The 21,780-nt window shown below is 29.3% G+C and carries 22 protein-coding genes; 6 read left to right on the forward strand and 16 right to left on the reverse strand.

Annotation, left to right across the window (positions count from 1 at the left end; all coding sequences use genetic code 11):
• Positions 1-279: 279 nt before the first annotated feature.
• Positions 280-1,158 carry a YitT family protein gene (locus RWN11_RS01910; RefSeq protein WP_314160115.1) on the reverse strand — a complete coding sequence of 293 codons (879 nt, stop codon included), beginning with the start codon at positions 1,156-1,158 and terminating at the stop codon, positions 280-282.
• Between the two features lie 248 nt (positions 1,159-1,406).
• On the opposite strand from RWN11_RS01910, the gene cysS reads away from it, so the two are divergent.
• Genes cysS through RWN11_RS01935 form a run of 5 tightly spaced genes read left to right on the forward strand, consistent with a single transcriptional unit; the run spans position 1,407 to position 4,998 of the window.
• Positions 1,407-2,804, forward strand: a complete 1,398-nt coding sequence (cysS, locus tag RWN11_RS01915) for a cysteine--tRNA ligase (RefSeq protein WP_314160116.1) — start codon at positions 1,407-1,409, stop codon at positions 2,802-2,804.
• A complete protein-coding gene (locus tag RWN11_RS01920; protein WP_048803296.1) occupies positions 2,789-3,220 on the forward strand; it encodes a Mini-ribonuclease 3 in 432 nt (143 codons plus the stop codon). Before cysS ends, RWN11_RS01920 begins: the two co-directional genes overlap by 16 nt.
• Positions 3,204-4,019 carry a 23S rRNA (guanosine(2251)-2'-O)-methyltransferase RlmB gene (gene rlmB, locus RWN11_RS01925; protein ID WP_314160117.1) on the forward strand — a complete coding sequence of 272 codons (816 nt, stop codon included), beginning with the start codon at positions 3,204-3,206 and terminating at the stop codon, positions 4,017-4,019. Before RWN11_RS01920 ends, rlmB begins: the two co-directional genes overlap by 17 nt.
• Positions 4,012-4,452, forward strand: coding sequence for a GNAT family N-acetyltransferase (locus RWN11_RS01930; RefSeq protein ID WP_314160118.1), 441 nt, complete (start codon positions 4,012-4,014; stop codon positions 4,450-4,452). Before rlmB ends, RWN11_RS01930 begins: the two co-directional genes overlap by 8 nt.
• Positions 4,453-4,473: 21 nt before the next feature.
• Positions 4,474-4,998: an NYN domain-containing protein gene (locus RWN11_RS01935; protein WP_314160119.1), complete on the forward strand. Its 525-nt coding sequence runs from the start codon at positions 4,474-4,476 to the stop codon at positions 4,996-4,998.
• A 93-nt stretch (positions 4,999-5,091) separates the two neighbouring features.
• On the opposite strand, the gene RWN11_RS01940 is transcribed toward RWN11_RS01935, so the two are convergent.
• Complete coding sequence (locus RWN11_RS01940) at positions 5,092-5,826, reverse strand: DUF4097 family beta strand repeat-containing protein (RefSeq protein WP_314160120.1); 735 nt, start codon at positions 5,824-5,826, stop codon at positions 5,092-5,094.
• Positions 5,827-6,019: 193 nt separating this feature from the next.
• Complete coding sequence (gene gorA / locus RWN11_RS01945) at positions 6,020-7,372, reverse strand: glutathione-disulfide reductase (RefSeq protein WP_304094357.1); 1,353 nt, start codon at positions 7,370-7,372, stop codon at positions 6,020-6,022.
• A gap of 276 nt (positions 7,373-7,648) precedes the next feature.
• Here gorA and RWN11_RS01950 point away from each other — a divergent pair, with 276 nt between their 5' ends.
• Positions 7,649-7,975: a thioredoxin family protein gene (locus tag RWN11_RS01950; protein WP_060913758.1), complete on the forward strand. Its 327-nt coding sequence runs from the start codon at positions 7,649-7,651 to the stop codon at positions 7,973-7,975.
• A 43-nt stretch (positions 7,976-8,018) separates the two neighbouring features.
• Here RWN11_RS01950 and RWN11_RS01955 read toward each other — a convergent pair whose 3' ends face one another.
• The 13 genes from RWN11_RS01955 to RWN11_RS02015 form a co-directional block, all read right to left on the reverse strand.
• Complete coding sequence (locus RWN11_RS01955; protein ID WP_314160121.1) at positions 8,019-10,187, reverse strand: hypothetical protein; 2,169 nt, start codon at positions 10,185-10,187, stop codon at positions 8,019-8,021.
• Positions 10,188-10,390: 203 nt separating this feature from the next.
• Positions 10,391-10,687 carry a DNA topoisomerase IV gene (locus tag RWN11_RS01960; protein ID WP_314160122.1) on the reverse strand — a complete coding sequence of 99 codons (297 nt, stop codon included), beginning with the start codon at positions 10,685-10,687 and terminating at the stop codon, positions 10,391-10,393.
• A gap of 71 nt (positions 10,688-10,758) precedes the next feature.
• The gene (locus RWN11_RS01965; RefSeq protein ID WP_314160123.1) at positions 10,759-12,027 is read right to left on the reverse strand and encodes a competence/damage-inducible protein A; all 1,269 of its coding nucleotides are present in this window, start codon (positions 12,025-12,027) and stop codon (positions 10,759-10,761) included.
• Between the two features lie 148 nt (positions 12,028-12,175).
• Complete coding sequence (locus RWN11_RS01970) at positions 12,176-13,552, reverse strand: polysaccharide deacetylase family protein (RefSeq protein ID WP_314160124.1); 1,377 nt, start codon at positions 13,550-13,552, stop codon at positions 12,176-12,178.
• 304 nt (positions 13,553-13,856) lie between these two features.
• Entirely contained in the window at positions 13,857-15,317 is a 1,461-nt protein-coding gene (locus RWN11_RS01975; RefSeq protein ID WP_314160125.1) for a DEAD/DEAH box helicase, read from the reverse strand.
• Positions 15,318-15,698: 381 nt separating this feature from the next.
• Positions 15,699-16,637 carry a serine hydrolase gene (locus RWN11_RS01980; RefSeq protein WP_314160126.1) on the reverse strand — a complete coding sequence of 313 codons (939 nt, stop codon included), beginning with the start codon at positions 16,635-16,637 and terminating at the stop codon, positions 15,699-15,701.
• 220 nt (positions 16,638-16,857) lie between these two features.
• Positions 16,858-17,613 carry a GNAT family N-acetyltransferase gene (locus tag RWN11_RS01985; protein ID WP_314160127.1) on the reverse strand — a complete coding sequence of 252 codons (756 nt, stop codon included), beginning with the start codon at positions 17,611-17,613 and terminating at the stop codon, positions 16,858-16,860.
• 38 nt (positions 17,614-17,651) lie between these two features.
• Positions 17,652-18,818, reverse strand: coding sequence for a slei family protein (locus RWN11_RS01990; RefSeq protein WP_314160128.1), 1,167 nt, complete (start codon positions 18,816-18,818; stop codon positions 17,652-17,654).
• On the reverse strand, positions 18,819-19,766 hold the full coding sequence (locus RWN11_RS01995) for a polyprenyl synthetase family protein (protein WP_314160129.1): 948 nt from the start codon (positions 19,764-19,766) through the stop codon (positions 18,819-18,821).
• Between the two features lie 17 nt (positions 19,767-19,783).
• Positions 19,784-20,170 carry a hypothetical protein gene (locus RWN11_RS02000; RefSeq protein WP_314160130.1) on the reverse strand — a complete coding sequence of 129 codons (387 nt, stop codon included), beginning with the start codon at positions 20,168-20,170 and terminating at the stop codon, positions 19,784-19,786.
• Positions 20,171-20,392: 222 nt separating this feature from the next.
• The gene (locus RWN11_RS02005) at positions 20,393-20,581 is read right to left on the reverse strand and encodes a hypothetical protein (protein WP_314160131.1); all 189 of its coding nucleotides are present in this window, start codon (positions 20,579-20,581) and stop codon (positions 20,393-20,395) included.
• A 134-nt stretch (positions 20,582-20,715) separates the two neighbouring features.
• Positions 20,716-21,171, reverse strand: coding sequence for a DUF4064 domain-containing protein (locus RWN11_RS02010; protein ID WP_314160132.1), 456 nt, complete (start codon positions 21,169-21,171; stop codon positions 20,716-20,718).
• A gap of 135 nt (positions 21,172-21,306) precedes the next feature.
• Positions 21,307-21,603 carry a hypothetical protein gene (locus RWN11_RS02015; protein WP_314160133.1) on the reverse strand — a complete coding sequence of 99 codons (297 nt, stop codon included), beginning with the start codon at positions 21,601-21,603 and terminating at the stop codon, positions 21,307-21,309.
• Positions 21,604-21,780 lie beyond the last annotated feature (177 nt).

The following is a 21,780-nucleotide window of genomic DNA, read 5'->3' on the forward strand; positions in this document are numbered from 1 at the left end:
CACTAGATATTATATATCAAAAATGGTCAATTAGCAACTTTTTTCCCTTTCTAACCTTTCTTCATTATGGGATTGACCCAAATGACAAAGTTCATATGAGAACTCATAGACGCAGTGGTTTATTGATATCTAAATTCGCTTTATAAAAGCTTTTTAGATATCTAATAAACTGTGCGGAGGTGACTCGACAAAATCGATTTCTACGAAATCACGATTTTTGAGTCACTCCCATAAATACGACTTAAAAAACTATGTTTTTAAGTCGTACTATCCACGTTACTATAATCTATAAGAATGTTCTTTAAAGTTACCTACTATTGTATTTACTGCACTTACTGTTATAAATGCTTCTGGACAATTTTTTGCTACCAATTTACGCAATTGATACATCTCATTTTGCTGAATAACTACAATTATCATTCGTTTCTTCTCATGAGAATATCCACCCTCTACATCCATTATCGTCGAACCTCTATGTAAAGTATTATTAATAAGTTCCACCATAACCTCAGGATTTTTACAGATAATTGTACATTGAATATATGCAGAAAAGAATTTTTGAACACCTCTCATCGTTTGATTACGAACAAAACTCATAACAAGGGCATACATTACATATTTTATATCAAAAAATATCCATACTATTGTATAAACTGTAATATCTTGTATAAGAAATACCGTCGGTAAATTAAAATCCATTTTTTTAGAAATGAATTTACCTGTAATATCTGTTCCCCCAGTAGAAGCACCCGCAACTAATAAACAGCACATTGCTAATCCCGAAATGATTCCACAAAAAATTGCGGCAACTAAAGAATCACCTAAATTCACCGGAGTAATAATCTTTGGTAAATTATTTATTAAGAAAGATGAAATACTTATGACAACTCCTGTAAGTATTACAAACTTTCTACCAATATATCTATAACCTATATAAAATAGTGGAACGTTTAATATAAACTGAATCGTCCCTATTTTTATTCCTGTTAACTTATTCACCACTAAACTTAACCCCAAAGCCCCACCTGCTCCAATATTATTTACAGGGATTAATAAACCAGCATAAATAGAGAATAAAACCGTTCCTATTATTATTAAAATAACATCTTTGGCATTCTTATGTTTCTCTGTAGCATAAATAGTATCTGATAATTTCATGATATCCTTATCCTTTATTTTTTTCCTCTATATATTTTAATACAAATATAAATTTAAAACAATTAAAAATTGATTATCTTTTATAAAACATTAATAAATAATTCATTTTATAGGCATTTTGTGTTAAAATTTAAGTAATAGACTTTTTTAGTTATTATGATATAGAAGAAATTTGGGAGTTGCTTATTAGTTAATTAATATACTAATGATTTTTTATTTACAAACCTCCCTTTTAAAAGGAGCTATTTATGATTAAACTCTATAATACATTGACAAAACAAAAAGAAATTTTAAAAACAATTGAAGAAAACAAAGTAAGAATGTACGTTTGTGGACCTACTGTATATAACTATATACATATTGGTAATGCACGTCCTATCATCGTTTTTGATGTAGTACGCAAATATTTAGAACACAGTGGATATGAAGTAGATTTTATCTCTAACTTTACAGACGTTGATGATAAAATTATTAAGGCTAGTAATGAAGAAGGAATTTCTACAAGTGAACTAACTGACAAGTACATCACAGCTTTCTTTAAAGACTATGATGCACTTGGATGTAAGAGAGCAACGAAAAACCCTAGAGTTACTGAATACATGCAAGAAATAATTAATTTTATCTCAAAACTTGTTGAAGAAGGATTTGCATACGAAGCTAATGGTGATGTTTATTTCAGAACACGTAAAAAAGAAGATTACGGAAAATTAAGTAAACAATCTATCGATGACTTAATTAGCGGTGCTCGTATTGAAGTTGGTGAACACAAAGAAGATCCTCTTGATTTTGCACTTTGGAAAAAAGCTAAACCAGGTGAAGTTAAATGGGATAGTCCATTTGGAGAAGGTCGCCCTGGTTGGCATATTGAATGTTCTGTAATGGCAAAAGAAACTCTAGGTGATACAATCGACATCCACGCTGGTGGACAAGACTTAACATTCCCTCACCACGAGAATGAAATTGCACAATCTGAATGTCACAACCATGCACCATTCAGTAACTATTGGATGCATAATGCATTTATTAATATTGATAATGTCAAAATGAGTAAAAGCTTAGGTAACTTCCGCCTTGTAAAAGATATTATTGCAGAAATAGACCCAATGGTACTTCGCTTATTCATGTTGACAGTTCACTACAGAACTCCAATTAACTATACACTAGAAAATATTGAACTTGCGAAAACAAACTTTGAAAAAATTAAAACGTCTTATCAAAACCTACAATTCAGACTAAATAATGATATGACTGATGAAAAACTAGATACAGAAGTTGTAGCATTAATTACAGAAGAGTTAAACAAATTTGAAGAATATATGCAAGATGATTTTAATACAGCAAATGCACTTTCTTCTTGGTATGAAATCGTAAGAATATCTAATTCATACACAGCAAAAGAAGCTGTTAACAAAGAAACTCTAGAGCTAATTAACGCTGCATTTGAAACATATAGTTCAATTCTTGGAATAAACGTAAAAGAAGACAATACACTTGATAGTGAACACATCGAAAGTTTAATAGCTGAACGTGAAGAAGCTCGTAAAAACCGTGACTTCGCCTTAGCTGATAAAATCAGAGATGACTTAAAAGAACAAGGAATTATCTTAGAAGATACTAAACAAGGTGTACGATGGAAAAAAATATAACTTTTAAATTTACTGAAAAAAACTTCGCTAACCCGAATCAAATGCAAGCTTTAACCCTTGCCTACATAGGAGACAGTATCTATGATATTATGAGTAGAGAATACGTTATGAAAAATCACTTAGGAAAAATAAATGATCTTCATAAAACAGTTTCTACAATCGTATCTGCTAGAGCCCAAGCAAGTTTTATGGAAAACATACTAAATAATAGTATATTAACAGAACAAGAAGAAAAAATTTATAACCGTGCAAAAAATCAAAAAAACAACTCTAAAGCAAAGAACGCAAGTATTATGGAGTATAAACTTGCTACAGGTTTAGAGGCAGTATTCGGCTATTTATATTTAGAAAAAAACTTTGAAAGATTGGAGGAAATGTTTAACTACATAATTAAATTATATGAAGAAAAACAATAAACACTATAAAGAATTAAGATTAAAAAATAAAGAACAAAAACCTCAAGTTGAAACTTCTGAAATTGATTTAGACAAAGAAGTAATTGCTGGACGTAACGCTATACTTGAAGCAATTAAATCTGGTCGTGAAATTAATAAAATTTTATTCCAAGAAGGTATTGAAAAAGGAAGATTAAAATCTATTTTTGCTATTGCTAATGAGAAAAAAATCATTTGTCAAGAAGTTCCAAAACGTAAACTAGATAATTCTACTACTGAACGTCATCAAGGGGTTATCGCCTATGTTGCACCATACGCTTACTTTGAACTTGATGAAGTAGTAAATAACCTAGAAATTAATAAGGATACTACCCTACTAATTTTAGATCATATTGAAGATCCACATAATCTTGGAGCGATAATTAGAACTGCTGAGGCTAGTGGTGTTAAAGCTATAATAATCCCTAAACGTCGTGCTGCTGTGGTTAGCCAAACTGCGGTTAAAGCATCTGCAGGAGCAATTGAACACATGCCCGTTATTCGCGTATCAAACCTAACTGATGCAATTAAAAAACTAAAAGAAAAAGGGTTCTGGATCGCTGGAACTACACTAGCAGAACGTTCTGAAGACTACACAAAAATTGCAAAAGATGTACCTTTAGCTATTGTAATTGGTAATGAAGGCGAAGGAATGAGTAAAGTTGTTACTAATGAATGTGACTTCTTATATCACCTACCAATGTTAGGGAAAATCCAAAGCTTAAATGCTTCTGTAGCCGCTGGAATAATTATGTATGAAAGAATAAAGTCTAATGATTAAAATATTAAAATCTAAAGAAGAGCTTGACCTTGGTTTTGCTCTCCGTATTAAAGTATTTGTCGAAGAACAAAATGTTCCTATCGAACTAGAATTAGATGACAAAGATCATAGTACGAACACTGTTCATATTGGATATTTTAATGATGATAAACTTATCGGAATCGCTCGTCTTATAGATCTTGATAAAGACGTTATTCACATTGGACGCGTTGTTATTGATAAAAAATATCGTGGAAAAGGTATCGGTCGTAAACTTATTATTGGCTGCGAAAACATAGCCAAACAAATTCTAAAAAAAGAAGTAATTATAGAATTAAGTGCTCAAATTCAAGCTGAAAAATTCTATGAATCATTAGGTTACAACCGAATTAATGATAAAATATATTTAGATGCTGGAATTGAACATGTTGATATGAGAAAAATAATTAATTAAATTATTAAAGGAGGCTTTTTTATGAAAAAACAATATTTATTTATTGATGGTTATAATTTACTTTTTCGTATGAAAGAATATAACTTAATAAAAAGCTCTACCTTCCCTACTGAACGTGATGTTCTAATTGATATTTTACGTGAATATGCAGGCGGAAATAATTACATTGTCTACTGCGTATTCGATGCATATCTTACTCGTGCAAAAGAATATATTAAAGAAGAACCACCTATCAGTATTGTTTATACAAAAACTGGAGAACGTGCAGACCAGTGGATAGAAAGAAAAACTCGTGAACTAAGAATTGATCACTTTATTGACATTATAGTTGTAAGTGATGATAACGATGAGCGCAATACTACTCTTGGCTATGGCGCTATTCTAAGAGACTGCCATATGTTTATAAAAGAACTAAAAGATAGAAAACAAAATGTTTCTAAAATAACAAAAAAACATAATTCACGAAAATTAAAAAATAGACATATTCGAATGAGCGATAAAGACAGAAGAAAACTAGAAAATTTCATAAAAAACGGGAAATTTTAAAAATTTGAGAGTGACTTAAAAATTGTGATTTCGGAGAAATCAATTTTGTCGAGTCACTCCCTTTTTAATATTTTGAAAAATCTATACTCTAATTTAAATAAAGCTAATTTCAACTTTTCCTTTATTTGAAATTGCTGTTATTTGTCTTTCCATAGCAGCTGTTGTATTCTTACTGTAATTAATTTGATAATCTTCTTTATTACCTATTATCCTAACAAATATATCGCCAGCATCTGTTACCATATTCACAGAATTTACTTTAGTTTGATCTACTATTATTTTCGCATTATTTTTAGTTTTAATTACTGCATTTTTAATAGTATCCTTAGTAATCTGTACCTTTTTATTGCTAGTAGATAATTTAAGGTTTTCTACTTCAGCTCCATCAACATCTATCTCATCATTACTATTAACAATTAAATTCTTAACATTTATATCAAATACTTTCGAAGTTGCATCTTTATTTTCTATACTAATACTTTTATATTCTTTTTTTGGAAGATATATCGTTAGACTATTTTCATCTGATTCTTCAGCAGTAGAATTAATATTAAGTGAATTATTCTCTGTAGAATAATTATATTTTCCCTTAAAGTTTCCTTTTATTAAAATTGTTTCGTTATCGTGATAATAAATTTTAACATTATTTTTCATTGTGTTAATTTTAACACTATCTATCCCTTTCTCTCCAATCCATTCACTAAAGACTTTATTAGAAGATTCTTTTGTAACATTTTTTTCTGGATTCTCTTTACTAAATCTTACACAACCCGTTGATATAGATACTGTGAATATCCCAATAATTACTGTTTTTAATAATTTTTTCATAGTAATCCCCTCCTACGTTCAGCATACTCCTATAAAAATCAAATGTCAAGAAAAAAGGGAGTGACTAAAAGACTACAGCAATTTTTTATAAATTTACTATAAGCATATCCAATAAAATAAGCAGGACAATTCAATAAGATTGATTTCCAAAAAATCAAAATTTTAAAATTGTCCTACTTTTATCTTTATATAATTATCTCATTGTTACGAATTCTTCAGAACCTGTTGGATGAATTGCTACTGTGTTATCAAAATCACGTTTTGTTGCGCCCATTTTAATAGCTACAGCAAAACCTTGAATCATTTCATCAACACCATATCCAATTCCGTGTAATCCAATAACTTTCTCATCTTCCCCAAGAGTTACTAGTTTCATAAAGCATGGTTGTCTGTGACTAGTTATTGCAGAATACATTGGAGTGAATGATGATTTATAAACTTTAATATTTTCTTCACCAAACTCTTTAATAGCCTGTTCTTCTGTATATCCAATAGAACCAATAGCTGGGTGTGAGAATACTACTGTAGCTACATTAGTATAGTCTAAGTGCTCTTCAGGTTTATTATTAAATAATCTTTCTGATAATCTACGTCCTGCCGCAACAGCAACTGGAGTTAAGGCAAGACGACCTGTTACATCACCAACTGCATAAATCCCTTCTACATTAGTATTTTGGTATTTGTCTGTTGGAATAAATCCACGCTCATCCACTTCCACACCTGCTGCTTCTAAGTTAAGATTTTCAGATAATGGTTTTCTACCGATTGCCCAGATTAATAAGTCAACTGTAGTTTCGCGTCCATCTTCAAGCACTAAAGTAACACTGTCATCAGCATTTTTTACAACTTTTTTAGGAATAGCATTTGTGTGAAGAGTTGGACCTTCTTCATTAATAACTTTTACTAAAGTATCTACTATATCTTTATCAAAAGTTCTTAAAGGACGATCGCGACGTACAAATAAGTGAGTATCAACACCTAATCCGTTGAATACCCCAGCAAGTTCTACTGCGATATATCCTGCACCTACTACAGCAATACGTTTTGGTAGTTGTTTAAGTGCAAATACTTCATTAGAAGTGACACCAAACTCAGCTCCTTCAACATTAGGTATAGTTGGTTGTCCACCAGTCGCTATTAAAATGTGATCAGCTGTATACTGTTCACCATTTACTTCAACTGTATTTTTATTTACAAATTTAGCATATCCTCTTACTAAATCTACTTTATTATTATTTAATCCACGTTCATAAGAACCATGAATTCTATCAATATATGCAGAACGGTTACCTACTAATTTTGAAAAGTCAAATTCTACATCTCCAAAATTAAATCCATAATCATTTGCGTATAGTTTTAAACTTTCAGATATTTGTGACGCATGCCACATAACTTTCTTAGGAACACATCCAACGTTTACACATGTTCCTCCTAATTCATTACCTTCGATTAACAATCCTTTTACACCGTACATTGCAGCTCGGTTAATTGAAGCTATTCCACCGCTTCCTCCACCAATTGCAATATAATCATAATGTTTTGCCATGTTTTCACCTCTATAATATAGTATAGCTTTTATCAATTAAAGATTAGTATTTCCCTTATCTTTTCTTAAGTTAGACTTAATCTCTATATTTCATATTATGCAACATTTAACAATTTAATTCAATAGATATGCTTACATTTGTAATCGAAAATTGAAATCATCTTATTATCAAAGATTTTCAATACCTTTCAATATTTTCCAGTTAAACCTTCAAAGCATTGTTAATGATAAATACTTCTTTTTATGATATAATTTTTCCATAAATGAGGTGATTATATGTTTAACTATATAGAAAAATTAAACTCTATAGAACAATTTAAAACTTTAAAAGAGGAAAATGAAAAAATTGTTTTTGTATTTTCTGCAACATGGTGCCCTGATTGCATCATGCTTGATCGTTATTTAGAAGAAACGATGAACAAGTTTCCAGAAATAAAATTCATCTACGTTAATCGTGATGACTACCCAGAAATATCTCAAGCTCTTGATATTTTTGGTATTCCTTCTTTTGTAGGTTACAAAAACAATGTTGAAGTTAGTCGTTTTGTATCAAGACTTGCTAAAACGCAAAAAGAAGTAGAACAATTTTTAGAGAAAATCTAATTGAATTATAAAAAGGCTCAGCATTTCGCTAAGCCTTTTTATACTACCTTAAATAATAAAGTGGTCCTAATATTTTTTTAATATTTTCAGTTGATTCAAACTTTAGATCTAATGCATCATCAATAGTTTTTATCTTATTGTTTTCTATCATTTCTTCTAGTGTTGACGGAATTACACTTAATTTAAACACCGGAGTGATTTTTAAATCTGATGTAGGAACGATATTATAAAGATCATTTTCTTTAATTTTTTGACCTACAAAAATCTCTTTTGTCCCTTTATCCATATTTACTTTTACTGTTTTGTTTGCAATAAAATGAGATAATGAGTAACCCGATTTAGGTACTACTATTATTTTATTATTTTTTGTAGCATCTCCAATATTATTAAATTCATCAACTCTTAAAACATTAGATGTTCCTTTAGAAAGATTAATATTTCCTTCAAAAGTTTTTTCAAATTCTACATTAAACAACTTTCTATATACTGCAGTAAATTCAATATTTTTTTCTTTTTCTGTAACTACAGCACCTAATTCATTAGTTTGCAATAGCTTGTTTTTAGAAACTCTGATATTTTCTGAGTTTTCACCAGCCATTAAATAATCGCTATTTGCCTGCCAACCTAAGAACTCTTGCTCTGTAACTCCAGTAGCTGTCGGTAAATTAATCATACTATCTATTCTAGAACCTACTAATACCTCTTGACCATCAGACAAGAATTTATCAATACCACGTCCTACAAACTTAACAGTAACCCACTCACTATCCACTTTTTTAAAGTAAATCTCTAAAACTGTCTCTGCTGTAATATAATCATCATCGCTGATTACTTTCTTATTGGATCTAAATAGTACTTCATATCCTGAATTTGGTTTAATTTTTTTACGAAGTTCTGCTAATAACTCCCCTATTTTTTTAGTTTCAGGCCACTCTATATCCTTATCTTTTATACTGTCATCAACCTTACCAAAACGTTTATTGTAATCATCTTGACGAATTTTAATAGTATTAGTATTTTCTTTATAATTTGCTTTTACTATAATACTATTATCAATACTAACTTCAGATAAATCCTTAATTTCATTAATTTTAGAATTATCTTTTGCATCTATAATAGTATAGCTATCAACATGATATTTTTCTCTATCAAAGAACTTAGTATCTATTTCACTTAGTTTCTGACCAGTTAGCAACGTCACTTCTTTCTTAGTAATGCCGTTATCTAATAATATTTTTGTATTATATTTTGCTTCAATTTTTATATTATTTCCTAATACTTGAGAATTTGCAACTTCCTTGTCATCTAAATAATAACCAGAAAAATCATAACTTGAATCATTACTAGTTATATCTTTAATTTCATTTTCTTTAATGAAGTTACCAAACGATACTCCCTGTTTGATTAAAAACTCTTTATTATTCTTCTTAAATTCCGAAGGATATTCTATTTTCACATTATTCCAGTAATCTTTATCCTGAGTTAATTGCACTTCTATTTTTTTCGATAGATATGGAACTTCTATATTCTCCGAACTTGTTTCCTTACCATCTACCAATATTTTAGCTTTTGTATAACTATAATATTTATCAGGTCGATAATACTGTTCCACTTCATATGGTAAAACTGAAACCTTATCATCCTTCGGTGCATTTCTTAATTCAATCGTTCTATTTACTACCTCTTTTTTACCTTCTGTTACAACTAGATTGATATTCTTTTTAGTAAAATATATTTGACTTGATTTAGAATATTCAAGATTCTCTATATTTCCTTTATTATCAATTTCATAACTCATAACATTCATTATTATTCTACTATTCGATACAAAAAGTTTTAGTAAACTTTTATCAACTATTTTACCAGCACCACTATTTTTTAATTGTATTCTAAACATTTCATTTGGAATATTATTATTATCAAGTGAATAGAAAATTAGATAGTTATGTGAATTCTTTTTATAATTCAGTAATTCAGCACTATACTCCAATTCTTCCATATTACTCTGAATTAGATTATTTTTTATAACAGGAAGAGAGTAACTTCTACTTCTAGAGAATAAATCAAAATTAAATATATTATCCCTTAGTACTGTATCCATTACAGTTGTATTATAATCTGTAAAATAATCTGCTTTTATTTCAGTACTCGTAGTTATAGTTAAACTAAAACACAATAGTCCAAAACTTATAATTTTACAATATTTCAACATTTCTCCTCCTTTCTTTCTAATCTCTATTATATCATATTCAGTAAAAACAATTATACATAATGTCATTAAAATGAAATTAAATAATATAATATTTCCGCAAGATATTATTATTTAATTTCTGATATAAGAATTTTTATTTAAATATCACAAAATTGACCTATAAGTGTATCACTTATAGGTCTAATTTTTTATTAATGTTATTTTTAAGCTTCACTTATATTTTCTAACATTATTTGATCATTAGATATACTAACTTCATCATATTCGTAATCATCTGCAAAATCATACAAATACTCCTTATACAGGAACATTTCATTAGAGTAATCCAAAAACTCCTCTTCTGGAGCAGAAAACTCTATTTCATTATAACTTTCATCAGCATAATCTGATAAAATTTCATCTTCATAGTCTATTTCAGTATTGAAGTCCTGGGAATATTCATCATCTTGCCCGTACCTGGGATCCGGCGACTCCAAACTAGATAAGTTCATTGTATACATAAAAATCTCCTTAAATATCTTTTTTATTATTATACATTATACATAATCGTTTAACTTTTTACAAGCAAAAACTATAGTTTTTTCAAAATATTTTTTCGCACCTCATTAAGCGCTTCTACACTTGCTCTATAGCGAATTAACTCCCTATCTCCAACGAATAAACATTCTTTAACAGAAACATCTCCTTGGGCATAAATCGCTATATAAACTAATCCAACAGGTTTCCCACTTTCGTCGCTATTTGGTCCAGCTATACCTGTCGTAGCAATAGCAAAATCACTATTTAAACGTTTTGCTATCCCTAGAACCATCTCACTAGCAACCTCTTTACTAACAGCTCCAAATCTCTCCAAAGTTTCTTCTTTTACTCCTAATGTAGTTATTTTAGACCTATTAGAATAACAGACTATTCCCTCTAATAATGAATCTGAAATTCCACTTTTTTCTACTAACATAGAGGCGATTTTACCTCCAGTTAGAGACTCAGCAATGGAAATTGTATAATTATTTTCAATAAGGAGATTAGCAACTGCACTATTCAATTCCGTTTGCGAGCTTGAGATATCTTCATCTCCAACCAGATAAATATACTCACCAACTCCTTCTCTACTTTCTATTTCTTCTAGCTGACGATTTATCAGCTCTTCACATTTAGTTTTATTTTCTGAACTTGCTGTAATTCGTAGTAGAACTTCTCCTGTTTTCGCGTATAACGCTAATGTTGGATTAGTTTGTCTATCCATTATGTCTTTAATTTTCGTCTCTAACAACGATTCACCAATACCATAAAACCTAACATATTTAGAAATAAATTTTTTCTTACTATATTTCTCTAAATAAGGTTTAACACTTTTTTCAAACATATCACGCATTTCTCTTGGTGGTCCTGGCATTAATATAATACGTTTATTATTTTCTTCAATAATTATACCTGGCGCGGTACCACAAAAGTTCTCTAACACTATAGCACCCTCAGGAATCATAGCTTGTTTTTTATTATTATCTGTTATTACATTTCTACCTGTTCTCGTTAATCTCTCGAGTATTTTTACCCATGAATATTCATGAAAATAGAAATCGCGACCAAAATATTCGGCTACACATTCTTTAGTGATATCATCATCCGTTGGCCCTAAACCTCCAGTTATTATAACAGTATCATTTTCATTAAATGCACTCTCTAAAGTTTTTAGCAACCGTTCTCGATTATCTCCGACCGTTGTTTGTCTAAAAACCCCTAATCCTAGTGCTGCTAATTCTTTTGATAAATATGCTGTATTAGTATTTACAATATCACCCAATAATAACTCTGTTCCGACAGAAACTAATTCAACTCTCATAAATAAACCTCGCAAAATTTACTAATTTTCTTCTCTTAATTCTATTCTACATCATAATAGTTAAAAAATAAATAATCTAGTCCTAGAGTCCTTTCATTAAAAAAAAAGAAAAGTTCAATGAAGTTACTCATTGAACTTTCTTATTATTCTATTCTCTATTTGTATATTTTTGATGTAACTCTAATTGATCTCCCATTAATTCATCAATCGTCACTAATTCAAAACCTTGTTCTGTTAAGTATTGTAGCACTGAAGGTAAAGCATTAATTGATGTTTGGTGAACATCATGCATTAAAATTATTGAACCTGGACGTGCTTTTCTTACTTCTTTCATTATAGAAGCAGTATTACGATTTTTCCAATCTAGAGTGTCAACATCCCACAAAATAAACGACTGATCCACTGCAGCTTGGATAGTTGCGTTAATTCCTCCGTATGGTGGTCTCATTATATGTACATCTTGACCACTTGCTTTTTTCAAAGCTTCAGTAGTATCATTAATCTGACTTTTAGCTTGTTCTAAACTAATTTTCGTTAATAATGGATGACTCCAAGAATGATTCCCAATTTGATGCCCTTCAGCAACAACCTGCTTAATTATCTCTTCATTTCCAGCCACTGCTTTTCCTACCATAAAGAATGTACCCTTAGCATTATATTTCTTCAATAACTCTAAAGCAACAGGTGTTGTATTAGGATTTGGACCATCATCAAACGTTAATGCTACAGCCTTTCTACTTCTTTTCTTAATATAAACTTTATATTTCTCTAAATCTTCTCCTTTTAAATAGGTTTCATCAATATATTTGTACAAATCATTTATAGAAATATCTACTGAATTAATCTCCGATGTATTAGATTCCACAGCTATGCTAAATTTAGAATTATTATATGTAAATTTCCATGTAGCCATATCTTTATCACGTAATTTTGTGATAATTTTATTAATATCTTCTTCAGATGCTCCTTGAACAGCTAATTGTTGTCTTATTCTAACTAAAAATTTCTGTTTAGCATCATCTGGTGAAGTAAATAAACTAGATAAAGTAAATTCGTTATTATCTTTATCTAAATAAATACTTGAAACTATTGATTCTTCAGCAGATGAGATTTTCTTAGATTCAATCTTATACAAAACTTTTTTAAGACTTACTTCTTTTACAGCAGTAAAATCTGACTCTTTATTAACTACTCCATAAAATTCTATCGCTTTAATATCTTTATCAAAATTTAAATTTCCCTCTTGCAATCCTTTAGTAACTACATCTAAGCGAGTTTTTATCTCAGCAGCCTGTTCAGTGCTCGAATTTGGATAATAAACTTTAATATATTTATCCTTTAGCCAGCCAGATTTTACACTACTATCTTTTGCTAACTCTAATTTATCACCATCTTGAACTATTTTTTTTACCTGAGATTGAAAATTATAATCTTGCCACTTTTGATATGCTGTATCTCCATAAAATAATAAAAACGTACATATTGAAATACATAATGCACCTAATAGAATAACGAATTTTTTCATTTCTTATTCCCCTTAAATTTTTTCATTTTATATACTTTCACAATATATTATACATTAAACAATTAAATTACTCCAGTAATATTTAAACAAAAGTATACAACTATTTTTTTATAGATAAAAAGGGAGTGACTCAAAAATCGTGATTTCAGAGAAATCGATTTTGTCGAGTCACCCCCGCACAGTTTATTAGATATCTAAAAAGCTTTTATAAAGCGAATTTAGATGTCAATAAACCACTGCGTCTATGAGTTCGCATATACACTTTTTTTAAATTTAGGACTTTTGGGTCAGCCCCTTTTCTATACTATTTATTCTGCATTCTACGGCCTTTTTTATCGAAGAATTTTTTATCTGTACCACGACGTTCATTACGATTTTTCTTATCTCTATTATCTGAACGTCGGCGTCTATCATTTCCTCTATTCGAACGTCTACCTTTATCTTGTCTACGAGGAAGTGGTTTTTCAAATGATAATTCCACATCAACTTCTTTTTTATCATTTATTAATTTACTAAGTAATATAGTTATAACTTTCTCCGCATTAGTTTCAGCTAACAATTTATTAGCTAAACTATTAAATTCTACATGATTGTTATCCATTTCTGAGATAACTTCATCGAATAATCTATTGTGGCGTGCTTTTTTCACTTCTTCTTGTGAATATGGACGTAACATCTTCATTCTCTCTCCACGAGAACTTTCTATATCTTTTAAATACGGCATTTCTACAGGATTTAAAAATGTTATTGCTACTCCAGATTTTCCGGCACGACCTGTTCTTCCGATTCTGTGAGTATAGCTTTCTACATCTTGCGGAATATCAAAGTTATATACATGTGTAACATCACTAATATCAATACCACGAGCAGCAACATCAGTTGCAACAAGAATTTGTAACGAATTATTTTTAAATTTACGTAAGATTTCCAAACGTTTTGATTGAGTAATATCTCCGTGCAATCCTTCAGCTAAATATCCTTTTGCGATTAAAGCACTTGCAAGTTCATCAACACGACGTTTAGTTCTTCCAAAAACAATCGCTAAGTTTGGATTTTGAACATCTAAGAAACCAACTAATGTTTCTAATTTTTCATTTTCTCTAGCAATTGTTGCATATTCTGTAATATCCGGTTTCAGCTCTTCATCACTCATAGTTTTTATAAGTTTATAATCATTCATGAAATCTTTTGAAAGTTCCATGATTGTTTTTGGCATAGTTGCTGAGAATAACAGCGTTTGATGTTTTGATGTTATCTTTGATAGAATAAATCTAACATCTTCGATGAATCCCATATTTAACATTTCATCCGCTTCATCTAGGACTAAATGTGTTAATGCATCTAATTTTATTGTTCTTCTATTAATATGGTCAATCACACGACCAGGCGTACCTACTATTATTTGTGGACGTTTTTTCAAATCTTGAATTTGTCTTTCAATACTTGTTCCACCAAATACGATGCTAACTTTTAATCCTTTCGCTCTTGACATAAGTCGAAGCTGTTCTCCTACTTGTTGAGCTAGTTCTCTTGTTGGGGCAAGTATTAATGATTGCAATTGATCATTACGCCTTACTGTATCTACTAACGGTATTCCAAAAGCACCTGTTTTTCCTGATCCTGTTTGTGCTTGTGCTAAAATATCAATCCCTGATAATACATATGGAATTGTTTCTGTTTGAATACCAGTTGGAGATATAAAATTCATATTGGTTAGCGACTGAACCGTCTCTTGACTAACCCCTAATTCTTCAAATGTTGTCATTTGTTTCTCCTTAATTTATCCGATTTTATATACTGTCTTATTTATATAACCTGTTAATTATAGCATGAAAATTGAAAATAATAAAGGAATATGGATAAACATCAAAAAAACTTGACGCCCCTTCTATCACTGATGTTTGAAAAATACATAATAAAAATAACAGGAGTGACTCAAAAATCATCATTTCAGAGAAATAAGATTTTGTTGAGTCACCCCCTCACAAAGTTTATTAGATATCTACAAAACTTTTATAAATCAAGTTTAGATATCAATAAACCTCTGTATTTTATAAACTCTTTTTAAAAATATAGGCTTTTTGAGTCAGCCCACTATAACCTTAGCTTCATTGAGAAAATAAAATTTCATGTTCATATTTTCTTACTACATATTTTTATTTGTAATCTCATCAATTTTTTTCGCAATATTTTTTATACTTTGTCCTGAGTTATTCAAATTATTTGTATAAATTAGCAACATATAATCCTTATCGCCAAAAACTAAAGCTGTATCATGATAATTTGTCTCTATAGCACCATACTTACTAGCTACTTTCTTATCCGGAATACCCTCTTTTATCCATTCACCATCATCTGAATCCTCAAGATACTTTAGTAATTCTGGATATTTATCTCGTTCTTTATACAACTTAGTCCATACTACTTCCATCATCGCTGGAGTGATTCTGTTTTTTTGAGCTTCTACCTGTGGTAATGTTACTCCCATTTCTGACAAATACTTAACTACAAAAGCCGAGGCAGTCGCACTATTCCCCATCAACATATTTGTAGCAGTATTATCAGAATACTGAATCATATTTTGAATAACATAATCTAATTTATAACTATCTTGCTTTGTATTGTTTGTTATCTGACCATTACCCTCTTCTAAAAACTTCGGATTATAATATATATCTGCATCCTTAGATAGTTCACCATTTCTAATACGATCATATATCTTCATTGCATAAATAACCTTAATTGTACTAGCTGCAGTAAAGTAATGCTTATCCTCTTGTGCATATCTATATCCTGTAGAAAAGTTCTTATAAACAATACCTATCTCGTTATTACCTTTGTATTGTTCTAGTAGATTTTCCATTGCTTCATTCAATTCTATCTCACTAAGCTTTTTATTTTCAACAACTGGTTCTTCCTGTTTATTTTCTTCATTCTGTGCTTCTTGTTGAGCCAGTTCTTGCTGTTTAATAGCATCTTTCCTAGCCTTAATCTGAGCACCTGCTGAAAATACACCATAAATAATTAAAATCACTGCTGTTGACTCAATTATAAACTTTAAAATTCTTTTTCCAGTTCTCTTCACTACTTTACTCACATCCTTTATCCATATATTCTTATACTAGTGTACTACATATTAACTATTTTAACAATAATAACACGAAAATAATCTTAAAAATAAAATTTACATTTCAATTGAAAATTTATCTACTTTAAAGCCCTTAACCTATCTTTGTTCTTTCCAAAGACTTATTTCAATTGTTAAAAGAGTAATCCAAAGCTTTCTGAATTACTCTTCTATAACTTTACATATTAGTTTTCAAATAAAAATCTTGCTCCGATATCTTAGAAAACCCTATATTCTCATACATATATTTTGGAGTATCATTAGCATCCACTACTAGAATTACATTTTCTTTTCGTTCATTATTTATTGCAAAACTAATTATGTGTTTAGCTATACCACGATTTCTATATTCAGGTGCTATATATAGATTATCAATTTCAAAAAAATTATTTTTAACGATAACATTAGCTGAACCTATTATTTTTTCTCCGTCCTTAGCGACAAGTTGTTTAATATTCTCAGATCTAATATCTTCATAAAGTATCGTCTGATTGTGCTCAGCCCATTCTTCATTGCTTGATTCCATATCTATTTTGTATTGGAATTTTAAATACCTATTTAAATCTGGTTTCTGTAGATATTCAACAGTAAACTCACTTATCTCCTGTTCTACAAAATCTCTAATATTCAAATAATATAGATACAGATTAATCTCACTAAAACTTTCCTTTTTTAAATATTTTTTTAATTTCCTTGATAACGTCACATTCTCCATTGCTGCTAAATGAATAAAGTTGACCCCTTTATCTCTAAAAAAGTTTCTGCATGAAGAGACATAATATTCAAGCTCTTCTATCGTAGTAGGCTCTTTTTTCATTAATAAATAATTTCCACTAAAGTATAACTTAGACTTTATAGTTTGATAGATTACATAACTATCAGTTTCTACAGCCGACTTTGCTCTGGAATAAATATCTTTAAAGCTATAATCCATAATTCACACCTCCTATTCTTAATGTAATTTATCTTATACTAATGATGTCCATGTGGTCCATGATGATGTTCAAAATGATTAATTATTTCTAAAACTCTTGAACTTCCAGTCAAATCATAAACATTTCTTAGAGTTTCTACATATGTTGGATCATCGTGTAAAACATCAAAATATGTAACCACTTCTTCTTCTACAAAATCGATATAATCTTCCTCTTCTGACAGAGCATTTAATGCTGCACCTAGAAGAATCGGATCATCTTTTAGCAACGCATTACCATTATATAAATCATAGATTTTTTCATACTCATATAATGATTTAAGCGCGTGTATAGTTATAAATAATGTTTCTTCCGAAAGACCTTGTGCTGTTAATACCTCTTGCATTAGCGTACGAATAGTGTCATATTGCTGATCTTCTTTATACAGAGAAATTAGATGTAAATAACCACTAATAGCCATTCCCTGTAGTTCTACATATTTTTCTAAGTATCTCTTAGCCTCATCACCTTTTGACATGTGCCCTAAATGTAAGTACGCTTCTGTAAAATCAGGATCAAGAGCAATAGTTTTTAATAGGTGCATTTTAGATTTTTCTAAGTTTTGGATTTGATTATATGCGAATGCTAAAGAGAATAAAATTCCTGGATCCTCATATCCTCTTCCGTTTTGATTATAGAAATCAATAGCCTCTTCAAACAATCCTAAAGCAAATAAATTATCAAATGCAGTTTGGAAATTCTCTAAAGATGGTTCTTCATAAAAAATTCTCTCACTTAAGCTTCTAGCTTTATCTTCTCTTCCTGTTGTTAAATAAATCCCTACTAACTCTTTATCAATTGCACGAATAGCCTCATCAAAATCTGTTCCGGCTCTTGCAGCTAAGAACTTTTCTTCAGCAATTTCATATAATTCATCTTCTAAATATATTAGACCTTCTTGATATAAAATCGCGGGTGTTTTTGGAGAATTATACAATACTACTAACGCATCATCTTTCTTATCTAGATAAAGAAGATTGTGAACATATCCTTCAATAGCTGTGTCCTCTTCTCTGTTTTGTTCATAAATTACTCTTGATAATTCTAAACATTCATCAAATAACCCATTATCTAAAAGTACTGTACGAAACTCCTCCTGCTGCTCTCTATCTAATGCAGAAAAATCTATATCTTTTAATTCCTCTAAAAATTTTTGTAAATCCATCTAATTATCTCTCCTTGCTAACTTATTCATTATAAAAGTTAATTCAGTTTTTACAGTAGAATCAATATTATCGATACTCTTCTGAGCTTTTTCTAAATATTTTCTACTTATAGTCAATGTCTCTGATAAAATCCTATCATTATTTTTTATATAATTTATAATATTTTCTTTTTCTTTTCTACTAGTTCTTTTTGTGAAATTATTAAATAATTCTGGATTTTCTTTCTTCGCTATTAAAGCTGGCAATGTAATATTACCATTCATTAAATCTTGCCCTACCTCTTTTCCAAGATTTTGCGCTCCTCCTGCAAAATCTAAGTAATCGTCAATTATTTGATAGCTCATTCCTAAATAGTAACCAAATGAAAAAGTACTACGTATGTCTTCATCAGAAGCTTTAGCTACTATACTTCCTGCCACACAAGAGAAGGCAATTAATATCGCTGTTTTTCTCTTAATCTTCTTAAGGTAATCTAGTCTTCTAGTCTTAATATTATACAAGCCATCTTCTTGGATAAGCTCACCTATACAAAGTTCCTTTAAAGTCTCTGTCAAATAGATGTGTATTCTCTCATCTTCGAACTTAGCAACTTCTCTTAAAACTACTGCAAAAAGATAGTCTCCTAAATAAAGGGCAAATTCATTTCCATACTGTTTATTCATTGTAACACTTCCACGTCTTGTATCAGCATTATCAATAATATCATCATGAATCAAACTAGCAGTATGAATTATTTCAACTATACTAGCCATCCGAATTATATCTTTTCTATTCAATTCAAAATTTCCTAATTTGGCACACATAAGTAAAAGAAGGACTCTAACCCTCTTTCCACCATTCAGAAAATACTTCTTGATAATTTCATTTAATCTATCATCTTCACTTCTAGTAATATCAAAAATATCTTCTAATACATCATGTACCAAAATTTCATACTGTTTTAACATTCTATTCTCCATTAATCTTATACAAAGATCACCGCTTTACTATCAAATTCTTGAAACTCGATATTATAAAAATTAAACCATGTCTTTATTATACTTAAATAAAACTCTTCCTCACTCATTCTCTTAGTAAGAATTTGAAAGTACCCAACTCGCATAGTTTCAGTCAAAATACTTAACTTATCCAAATCATCTTTTAGTAAACTATAATACTCAAAACTAAAATAATCTCCAAGTAATATTGACTTCGACTCGATAGGTTCGAATCTAGCACTGTGGCTGTGCAAAGAACTTAAAGCACAAAAAATAGCCGTATTATATCTCTCGTTATCAAAATTATATTTCTCTATAAAAGGTATAATATTTAATTTTTCTATTAATCTTTCATTATAACTATATTTTTTCATAATAAATCCTTCATTATTTATCTGTATAAATTATACCACAATATTGTAATTTATTAAAATTTGATTAACTACATTTCAAACAAAAAAATTTATACATTGAATATCCCCGATGATAATAAAAATTAAGAGCAACCTTAAAATCATGATTTAAAAATCACAATCATAAAGTTACTCTATAAATTTATTCATTTTTAAAAATCAATATATTACTATTCAATAAATCTATATCTTTTCTACAACTAATTCTGTATCGTTATTTTTTAATATTTTTATTGTATTAAACTCACTTATTAATATTAAAAACATTACTAATGTAAGAATTGCTTTAGTAGATATATTATCCGTATTATTGCTAATCATACCTAGAAATACATAACAAATTATACTATTATGCCAATTAGATTGTTTCATATACTTCGAATTTTTAAAGCTTATATAAAGACTATATAAACTTATTAATATTTGACAAAACAATAAAATATTACTTAACATACACATTCACCTTTTTTTAAATATAGTAACCTAAAGCATTCTCAAATTTATCCTTACAGATAATTAACTGTATCTTGATATTCCTCACGTCTTTCTTTTCTAACAAATAGCATAATTGCTACAATGAAGTAGAATAGATATACAGGCACTAATAACCCTACTGTTCCAACAGCCACTACAATCGCTAATAATAAGAAAAGTATTCCAGATAAAATACGTTTTTTCATTAGGAATGTCGCTAATAGTGCAACTACAACTAATACGATTAATAGAACTGAATACATCTTAATCCCTTGAATCGTATAGTCAATTATTTGTTCAGCCGATAAATTTACCCCGTTAGAATTTTTAGCAATTTCATCTTTAAAAAGATTTAAAAATTCTTGGTTATCTTTTAAAGCTGAAATTTTAAAAAATGAGTTATACGCTAAAACTCCCGTTAAAACTATTAAAATAAAATTGGCACACCATGCTAAAATTTTTTCTACTGTTCTTTTGAATGGTTTCATAGTAAACCCCTCCTTCTATAAACTCAAGGATTTCCCCTTTAATTAATTATAACATAAAACGTTCCCATAATATATAACAAATCACCTGAATTAGCAAATTTTATACTTGAAATGATAGTCTTTAAAGTCCACTAATTAGAGATTTTTATTATCAATTCTTATACCTTTATCTAAATTTTTATTTCTCTCCAGATACTTTTTATAAAATAACATATGGCATAACCCTACAAAAATGAATAAACCAAATAAATATAATATCTCCCTTGTAATTTGATAGTCATCAATCGTTAGCAATGCTATAAATAAAAGGATTATCAGCTCAATACAATAAAAAATAACTGCTATAATTCTCTGAATTCTATTCAATTTTTTTAGTGATTTTTTCGCATCATCAACAACCCCAATTAGAAAATCAAAAAATACATCAAACATAATTTCTTCTCCTTTATATTCCCCAAAAAATAAAATTCATCTTCTTAATACTATTCAACTTTAATATTTTTATATTAATTAGGGATAGTATATCATATTTTTTACTAATTTCATTTTTTCTATACATGTTTTTTACCATAAACTCTTATTTTTATATAAAAAATCCTCCAAACCGCA

This window comes from uncultured Gemella sp. (assembly GCF_963519265.1).
GTDB lineage: Bacteria > Bacillota > Bacilli > Staphylococcales > Gemellaceae > Gemella.